Source organism: Arthrobacter sp. P1_B9 (assembly GCF_056406495.1).
In genome coordinates, this window is sequence record NZ_JBFUAA010000017.1 from 71,847 (window position 1) to 80,028 (window position 8,182).

Consider the following 8,182-nt stretch of genomic DNA (forward strand, 5'->3'; position numbering starts at 1 on the left):
CTAGCCCTTCACCGAGCCCGCGGTTAGCCCGCTGACGATGTAGCGCTGCAGGAACAGGAACAGGGCCATCACCGGGATGGCGCTGAGCACGGCGCCGGCGGCGAAGACTCCCCAGTTCTCCGAGCGCTGCTGCGCCACGAAGGAGTACAGACCGACGGCGAGGGTCTGGCTGTCCGGGTCCGTGAGCACCACGGAGGCGATCACGAACTCGCCGGAGATGCCGATGAACGTCAGGAGGCCCACCACCGCCAGGATCGGCGTGACGAGCCGCATGATGATGCCGAAGAAGATCTGCGCGTGGCTGGCGCCGTCGATCTTCGCCGCCTCGTCCAGGGACTGCGGCACGGTGTTGAAGAAGCCGTACATGAGGTAGGTGTTCACGCCCAGCGCGCCGCCCAGGTACACCATGATCAGGCCCAGCTGGCTGCCCAGGCCGAGGGCCGGGATGACCTCGGAGATGCCGCTCAGGAGCAGGAAGATGGCGACGACTGCCAGCAGTTGCGGGAACATCTGGAGCAGCAGCAGGCTCAGCAGGCCGATCCGGCGGCCCTTGAAGCGCATCCGGGAGAAGGCGTACGCCGCCATGGCACCGAGGAACACGGTGGCCGCGGAGGTCACGCCGCCCACCACCATGGTGTTGCCGAACCAGCGGGCAAAGGGCCGCGAGGGCATGTCGAACAGGGCGGTGAAGTTGCCGAAGTCGATCCTGCTGAACAGCGCGTTGGAACCCACCAGGGTGCCGGTGGAGTTGAGCGCTGCGGACAGCACGTAGAGCAGCGGGAAGACCGCGAAGACCGTCACGATGCACCCCACCAGGTGGCGCCATCCTTTGTCCTTGAACCAGGCGCCGAACGGGCGCCGGCGCTGCAGCGACTTGAGGTATTCGACGTCGGTCGCGCCGGGGGTGATGGTGCCGGGGCCGGTCCCTCCACCCTGCCGGGTTTCCTCTGCCGGAGCGGCGGTGCGCGATGCTGACCCGTTCATGCGTTCACGTCCTCGAGTGCCTTGGTCTGCTTGAAACTGATGGCCGAGACAGTGGCCACGATGATGAAGATGATGATCGCCAGTGCGCTGGCGAGGCCGTAGTCACGGCCAGTGCCCTGCCCGAATGCCACCTTGTACACCAGTGTGATCAGGATGTCGGTGGCTCCGATGTCCCGGTTGGTGTCCTCGAAGCGGGGTCCGCCGCCGGTGAGCATGAAGGTCACGTTGAAGTTGTTGAAGTTGAAGGCGAAGGAGGAGATCAGCAACGGCGCGATCGAGACCAGCAGCAGCGGGAGCTTGATGGAGCGGAACACCCGCCACGGGCCGGCACCGTCCATCCGGGCGGCCTCGTCCAGCTCGCTGGGCAGCGACTGCAGCGCGCCGGTGCAGACCAGGAACATGTAGGGGAACCCCAGCCAGAGGTTGACCACCAGCACGCTGATCTTGGCCAGGAACGGGTCGGTGAGCCAGCCGATGGATGCCCCGCCGAACAAGTTCTGGTTGAGCCACCCGAATTCCGGGTTGAGGATGCCGGACCAGACCAGGCCGGTGAGGAAGGCGGGGAAGGCGTACGGCAGGATCATCAGGATCCGGTAGACCTTCTTGCCCCTGAGGTCCTCGCGGTTGAAGGTGATGGCCAGGAACAGCCCCAGCGCAAAGGTCAGAGCGACGGAAGCCAGGGCGAAGGTGAAGGTCCAGAGGATAACGCCGAGCAGCGGGCCGCGCAGGCTGGGGTCGGTGAAGGCGCGGGCGAAGTTTTCCATCCCGACGTCGATCTTCCAGCCGGTGGAGAGCGTCTCGCCGTTGCCTGCCGCGAAGGCGCCCTTGCCGTTGTCGCGGTAGACGGCACCGGAGGCGGTGTCCGTGAAGGTGTCGGCAGCGGCGTCGTACTTCAGCGACGGCTTGAACTGGTAGGCGTTGCTGCCGTCCGCGGTGCGCAGGGTGCCGTCGGCCGGGTTGGCGGAGACCGGGACGGTGATGTCCAGGATGCTCTGCTGGTTGGCAACGATCTCCTGGAAGTTCAGGGTTCGGTAGCCGGCCAGGGCGTTGGCCTTCCCGGTCGAGTCCTTGCCGGCGCCGGGGGCCTCCGCGAGCGGCGCCTCGGTGTTACCGAGCGAGACCTTGCCCTGCGGGTCGGTGAAGAGAAGGTAGAAGGAGTTGTCCTTGGTGAGCACGGCGGCCTTGTAGGCCGGCGACTCGGGCACCCGCTTCTGCGCGGTGAGCTGGATGGCGGCGATCGCGTCACCCTTGGTGCTGTTATGGCCGTCGCCGTAGTTGGTGAACGCGATGTAACCGCTGAACATGACCACGAAGACCTGGAATACGAGCAGGAAGAGCACGCCCGGGGCCAGGTACTTGGCGGGCAGGCCGCCCTTGCGCAGGTAGATCCAGTTGATCACCAGCACGACGGCGGCGGAGACTCCCAACGCCAGCCAGGACTGGCTCAGGAAAAGCATCATCAGGATGTAGACAGCGAGGGCGTCCACGAGGCCCAGCAGCACGATCTTGGCGATGGTTCCCTTCACCCCCTCGGGGCCGCTCCGGCGTGGGTGGGCGCTGCCAGCCCGCCGGGCTGAGGTTGTGGGGGCGGCGTCCGGGGCGGACGACAGTGCGGGGTCTATGTCCTCGCGGAGTTCGGTATCTGACATGGCTGTCTACAGTCCTTGGGAGAAGCTGGGGTGATGCAGGAACGGCCCGGGCGGCCTCACGGCCGCCCGGCCCGGTGCCGCCGGTCACTGGCGCTTGGGGAAGCGTCAGGAACCGGCGCGCGGACTAACCCTTGATCTTGCTCTTGATGCTGGCGGCCATCTTGGCCCAGTCAGCGGCGGGATCGCCCTGGCCCTTGATGAGGGCGAGCTCGGTGGCTCCCCAGTCGGCCCAGACGGCACTCATTTCCGGGATGGCCGGCATCGGGACGCCGTTGGCGCCGATCTTGCCGAAGGCGGCGACAACCGGGTCGCTTGCTGCCTTCTCGAAGGAGGCCTTCAGTGCCGGCGGGCGGCCGCCGGCCTTGTACATGGAGTCCTGGGCGGCCCCGGAGGTCAGGTAGTTGGTGACGAACTCGTTGGTGGCCAGGGCGTTGGCGCTCTTGGCGCTGATGAAGAAGCCGTTGACGCCGATGAACGGCTGGGCCGGCTGGTCGCCGGTGGTCGGCAGCTCGTCGACAGCGAACTTGATGCCCTTCTTCTGCACGTCCGGCACGTTCCACGGGCCGGTCAGGTAGTACGGGGACTCTCCGGCCAGGAACTTCTCCTTGGCGATGTCACCGGTGATGTTGGAGTTGATGATCTTTTCGCCCTTGTCGCCCCAGGCGGCCAGCTTCTTGGCGAACTCGACGCCGGAGGCGTCGCCGATCAGGAGCTGCTTCGGGTCGTAGCCGCCGTCGGCTGCCTTGCCGAAGACCTGCGAGCCCATGGAAGCCTGCAGCGGGTAGAGGTGGTACGGATCGCCCTGCTTCGGGTCCATGCCCACGAGGAACGGGAACTTCGCCTTGCCGTCGGCCACGGCCTTCTTGCCGTTGGCGACGACCTCGTCCAGGGTCTTGGCGCTCTGGGCAACGAGGTCCGTGTTGCGGAGCAGGGCGATGTTCTCGATCGCATACGGGACGCCGTAGACGGAGCCGTTGTAGGTCATGGCCTTGATGGAGGAGTCCTGGAACTCGGACTTCTTGTCCCCGAGCTCCACCGGAGCGATCACGCCGTTCTGGACGAACTTGCCGACCCAGTCGTGCGGGCCAACGATCAGGTCCGGGCCCTTGCCGGTCGGGACCTGGGTGATGAAGTCGTCGCGGACAGCGGCGAAGTCCTTGACGACGAGCTTGACCGCGATGCCGGTATCGGTCTGGAACTTGGCCGTGATGTCCTTCAGCGCGGGCGCGCGCTCGGCATCGACCCACATGGTGATCGTGCTGGCGCCGGAGGCCTTCAGGTCAGGCTTGGCCGTCGCGGTCGCCGGTGCGGTGGCTGCGGCGCCGCCGCACGCGCTGAGGGCCAGCGCGGCCACTACGGAAATGGCGCCCGCGGTGAATACGCGGCGGCTGGTTCCGTTCGTGAGGGTGTTCTGCACCTTCATTGGTGTCCCTTTCATAAATCCCTGCATCCACGCGTAAGGCCCTGGAAGTCCGTTCCAGAGCCCCGTGGCATCGTCGGTGATGTGGCTCACAACTGCAAGCGCTTCCAAAGTACACGCTAGGTGCAGCTTTGAAAAGTCACCGCACCGAACCGGCGCGAGAGGCTCCGCCGGCCGGCCGGACGCCGGACCGGGGACAGTCCTAGCGTGGGACGAAACTGCCCGATACGAATGTGACTGGAAGCGTTTTCATTTTTGAGGTGTGGGACTTACGATTACCGTCATGTCCGTTGATTCAGTTCTCCGCTCCCCCGCCGCGCAGGCCGGCCCCCTGACGGGTCCGCTGACCCCGGTGCACGCCGCAGACCACATCCCTGGATGGTGGCGGTCCGCCGTCATCTACCAGGTCTACCCTCGCTCGTTCCGGGACCTGAACGGCGACGGCATCGGCGACCTCGCCGGTATCACCGCCGAGCTTCCCCGGCTCGCCGACCTGGACATCGATGCCGTCTGGCTTTCGCCCTTCTACCGGTCTCCGCAGCGCGACGCCGGCTACGACGTGAGCGATTACTGCGACGTCGACCCCCTGTTCGGCACGCTGAACGACTTCGACGCCATGATTGCCGAGGCCGCGCGGTTGGGACTGCGGATGATCGTTGACCTTGTGCCCAACCACTGCTCGGACCAGCACGCGGCCTTCCAGGCCGCCCTGGCCGCTCCCGCCGGCAGCCCGGAGCGGGACATGTTCATCTTCCGCGACGGCAAGGGAACCTTCGGCGAAGAACCGCCGAACAACTGGCAGTCCCACTTCGGCGGTTCAGCCTGGACCCGGATCACCGAACCGGACGGCGCCCCGGGCCAGTGGTACCTGCACCTCTTCGACTCCTCCCAGCCGGACTTCAACTGGGACAACCTCGCCGTCCACCTGGAATTCGAGCGGGTCCTGCGCTTCTGGCTGGACCGCGGCGTCTCCGGTTTCCGGGTGGACGTGGCGCACGCCCTCGTGAAGGCCACCGGCCTGCCGGAGTGGGGCGGCCGCGCCGACGGCAGCAGCTCTGACGGCTTCCCCGGACGCGACGCTCCGATGTTTGGCCAGCCTGCCCTCCACGACATCTACCGCCAGTGGCGGCTGATTCTCGCCGAGTACGGCCCCGACCGGATCCTCTGCGCCGAGGCAAACGTTGACCCGCTCCCCCGGCTCGCCGACTGGGTGCGCCCGGACGAAATGCATCAGGCCTTCAACTTCCCCTACCTCCACGCGGGCCTGGACGTGCATCGCATGCGCCACGTCATCACCGAGTCACTGACGTCGCTGGACGCCGTCGCCGCCCCCAGCACGTGGGTGCTCTCCAACCACGACGTCGTCCGCCACGCCACCCGCTTCGGATACAACGGGCAGGCGCCGCGCGACGGTGACGGAATCGGCACCTGGGATCCGCAGCCGGACGAGGACCTCGGACGCTCCCGCGCGGCAGCGGCGTCCCTGTTCATGCTCGGGCTGCCCGGCGGGGCTTACCTCTACCAGGGCGAAGAACTCGGCCTTCCGGACGGGATCGACATCCCGGACACCCGGCGCCAGGACCCCACCTTCGCCCGCACCGGCGGCGCACGGCTGGGCCGCGACGGCTGCCGCGTCCCGCTGCCCTGGCGGGCCGGAGAACTCCACGCAGGATTCGGCCACGGGCAGGACCCCTGGCTGCCGCAGCCGGAAAGCTTCGCCCGGCTGGCGCGGGATGTGCAGGCCGCTTCGCCGGCGTCGCACCTAAGCCTCTACAAGCGCATGCTGGAGCTCCGCCGCCGGCTGGACCTGGGCCGCGGCTCACTGTCCTGGTACGAGGACCTGTGCACGGACACGAGCCTTGCCTTCCTCAACGGCTCCACGCTGGTGCTGCTGAATGTGGGGTCCGAGCCCTTGGAACTGCCCACCGGGCGGGTGCTGCTGCGCAGCTCAACGTCACCGGAGGCCGGCTACGACGTTGGGGGCATGGACAGCGCCGGCGATCCGTTAAGCTCAGGTGAAACTGTTTGGCTGGAAATCTACATCGAGGACACGGAGGGCTAGGCATGCCCGGCATCAAGGACGTCGCGGAACGGGCCGGCCTCTCCATCGCCACCGTTTCGCGCGCCTTGAGCGGCAAAGGCAACGTTTCCCCGCGAAGCCGGGAACGCGCCCAGACCGCCGCCGCTGAGCTTGGCTTCGTCCTGTCCTACCACGCCTCCAGCCTGGCCTCCGGGCGCAATCACAATGTCGGCCTTGTTGTCCCCTCGGTCCACCGGTGGTTTTTTTCCTCGGTGGTCGAAGGTGTCTCTGCCACCCTGCTGGACGCCGGCTACGACCTCACGCTGTACAACGTCAGCGAGGGCCGGGAGCGCCGCCACAGTGTGCTGAACGACTTCCTGCTGCGCAAACGCGTGGATGCTGTGATCGCAGTGTCCTTGGAGCTCTCCGAGGCCGAGATCGACCAGCTGCTGGCCATCCACCGTCCGATCGTCGGGATCGGCGGCCCGTTGCCTGGCGCGTCGACCATCCGCATCGATGATTCCGGCATCGCGGAGGCCGCAGCCCGCCACCTGATCCAGCTCGGCCACAGCAAAATCGCCCATATGACCGGCGATGCCGCCTACGACCAGGATTTCCGCCTTCCCGGGACACGCCAGGCGGGCTTCAAGAAAGCCATGCGCGACGCCGGGCTGACGGTCCGGCCGGAGTGGCAGATCTCCGCCGATTTCACGATCCAGGGCGCCTATGCCAACGCCCGTACGCTGCTCGGCACCTCACCGGAGCGCCCCACGGCCGTCTTTGCCGCCTCCGACGAGATGGCGATTGGGACGATCCTCGCTGCCCGGGATTTCGGCCTGCGGGTGCCGCAGGACCTCTCCGTCATCGGCATCGACGGCCATGAACTTGGTGAGGTCTTCGGGCTGACCACGTTCGATCAAGACGCGCGGGGCCAGGGCGCGCTGGCCGTGCGGCGCTTGTTGGCCAGGCTCGACGGCGCCGGAGACGCGGCGGCCCCGCACACCGAATACCCTACGCGCTTTGTCATCCGGTCCAGCACCGCTGTTCCGCCCCTTGACCAAGGACCGACCCGCTAGTCTCCGGCTATTTTCTCCGTGGCGGCGTTCCTGCCCAGTTCCTCGCTCCATTGCCTGGCCGTCTGCCCAGAACGGCCCGGAAAGCCGGGGAGGCCCCACGGGTTCTCCGCCCCGGTCCTCCGAGCAACTGGGAAGCAACGCCTCGATCCGGCCCACAGACCAAGCAAGCTCAGGCGCCGGCGCCGCCCATGAAGCGAACAAAACGGTCCAGGACGCCGGGCCAGCCGGCCGCGTAGTCTGCCCGGGCGGCCGCGGGATCCTCGGCGCCTTCCCAACCGCTGTGAACCAAGCGGAGCTCTGTTCCCTCGCCGACCGCCTTGAAGGCCACCCGGAGCTCAGTGGACCATATGGCAGTGGTCCCAGGGTGCCAGCTGGCATGGAAGGACAACGGCGGCTGCCAGTCGTCAATGGATCCCCACACGGCTGTCCGGCCATCATCAGCGGTCTCCATGATGAGGCTCTCCTCGAACTCCACGTAGGAGCCGGCGCCATAGACGCTGTGGTCCTCCAGCGGCCACCAGAGGTGCGTATGTTCGGTGAATCCCACAAAGGCCCGGGCGACGGCGCCGGGTACCACCACCGTGTAGACAACCGGCTCCAGGCCGTCTGCTACCTCCGGCTCGGGGCCATCAGAAGGGTCAACGGGAGCATGGCTGAAGAGGTTATCCATGGGCAACAACTCTACCCGCGCCGCCCAACCGGACCCGCATGGGGTTTCGGCTTGAGTATTTCGTATGGGTCGTTAAATGCGGGAGGACCCCCACCTGGTGGTGGGGGTCCTCGACCGTTAATGGTGTTCCGGCGGTGACCTACTCTCCCACACCCTCCCGGGTGCAGTACCATCGGCGCTGTGGGTCTTAGCTTCCGGGTTCGGGATGGGACCGGGCGTTTCCCCCACGCTATGACCGCCGTAACCCTTGCTCCGCCACCGTGCCCGCTGTTGGCGGGGGTGGGGAAAACTAGTGGTTACAACATGGCCGCTGCAGCGAATGCAGCTGTGGTGTTGTTATTTTGTTGTCGGTTCCGGTGCAAC

The 8,182-nt window shown here is 66.8% G+C and carries 6 protein-coding genes and 1 rRNA gene; 2 read left to right on the forward strand and 5 right to left on the reverse strand.

What is annotated here, in order from left to right; translation table 11 throughout:
• The 3 genes from AC1D1A_RS18975 to AC1D1A_RS18985 form a co-directional block, all read right to left on the reverse strand.
• The gene (locus AC1D1A_RS18975; RefSeq protein ID WP_476948440.1) at nucleotides 1-984 is read right to left on the reverse strand and encodes a sugar ABC transporter permease; all 984 of its coding nucleotides are present in this window, start codon (nucleotides 982-984) and stop codon (nucleotides 1-3) included.
• The gene (locus AC1D1A_RS18980) at nucleotides 981-2,633 is read right to left on the reverse strand and encodes an ABC transporter permease subunit (protein WP_476948441.1); all 1,653 of its coding nucleotides are present in this window, start codon (nucleotides 2,631-2,633) and stop codon (nucleotides 981-983) included. Before AC1D1A_RS18980 ends, AC1D1A_RS18975 begins: the two co-directional genes overlap by 4 nt.
• A 124-nt stretch (nucleotides 2,634-2,757) precedes the next feature.
• Nucleotides 2,758-4,056: a sugar ABC transporter substrate-binding protein gene (locus tag AC1D1A_RS18985; protein WP_476872196.1), complete on the reverse strand. Its 1,299-nt coding sequence runs from the start codon at nucleotides 4,054-4,056 to the stop codon at nucleotides 2,758-2,760.
• 280 nt (nucleotides 4,057-4,336) lie between these two features.
• Between AC1D1A_RS18985 and AC1D1A_RS18990 the strand changes: the two genes are divergently transcribed.
• Complete coding sequence (locus AC1D1A_RS18990; protein ID WP_476948442.1) at nucleotides 4,337-6,115, forward strand: glycoside hydrolase family 13 protein; 1,779 nt, start codon at nucleotides 4,337-4,339, stop codon at nucleotides 6,113-6,115.
• 2 nt (nucleotides 6,116-6,117) lie between these two features.
• Nucleotides 6,118-7,149, forward strand: coding sequence for a LacI family DNA-binding transcriptional regulator (locus AC1D1A_RS18995; protein WP_476948443.1), 1,032 nt, complete (start codon nucleotides 6,118-6,120; stop codon nucleotides 7,147-7,149).
• Between the two features lie 169 nt (nucleotides 7,150-7,318).
• Here AC1D1A_RS18995 and AC1D1A_RS19000 read toward each other — a convergent pair whose 3' ends face one another.
• Both AC1D1A_RS19000 and rrf read right to left on the reverse strand, forming a co-directional pair.
• Complete coding sequence (locus AC1D1A_RS19000) at nucleotides 7,319-7,819, reverse strand: SRPBCC domain-containing protein (protein ID WP_230007238.1); 501 nt, start codon at nucleotides 7,817-7,819, stop codon at nucleotides 7,319-7,321.
• Nucleotides 7,820-7,945: 126 nt separating this feature from the next.
• Nucleotides 7,946-8,062 (reverse strand): 5S ribosomal RNA (rrf, locus tag AC1D1A_RS19005).
• Between the last annotated feature and the right edge of the window lie 120 nt (nucleotides 8,063-8,182).

What these genes read in the sequence shown, in the direction of transcription:
- AC1D1A_RS18975 (WP_476948440.1), bottom strand. Translation starts at nt 984, where the DNA reads ATGAACGGGTCAGCATCGCGCACCGCCGCTCCGGCAGAGGAAACCCGG.
- AC1D1A_RS18980 (WP_476948441.1), bottom strand. Translation starts at nt 2,633, where the DNA reads ATGTCAGATACCGAACTCCGCGAGGACATAGACCCCGCACTGTCGTCC.
- AC1D1A_RS18985 (WP_476872196.1), bottom strand. Translation starts at nt 4,056, where the DNA reads ATGAAGGTGCAGAACACCCTCACGAACGGAACCAGCCGCCGCGTATTC.
- AC1D1A_RS18990 (WP_476948442.1), top strand. Translation starts at nt 4,337, where the DNA reads ATGTCCGTTGATTCAGTTCTCCGCTCCCCCGCCGCGCAGGCCGGCCCC.
- AC1D1A_RS18995 (WP_476948443.1), top strand. Translation starts at nt 6,118, where the DNA reads ATGCCCGGCATCAAGGACGTCGCGGAACGGGCCGGCCTCTCCATCGCC.
- AC1D1A_RS19000 (WP_230007238.1), bottom strand. Translation starts at nt 7,819, where the DNA reads ATGGATAACCTCTTCAGCCATGCTCCCGTTGACCCTTCTGATGGCCCC.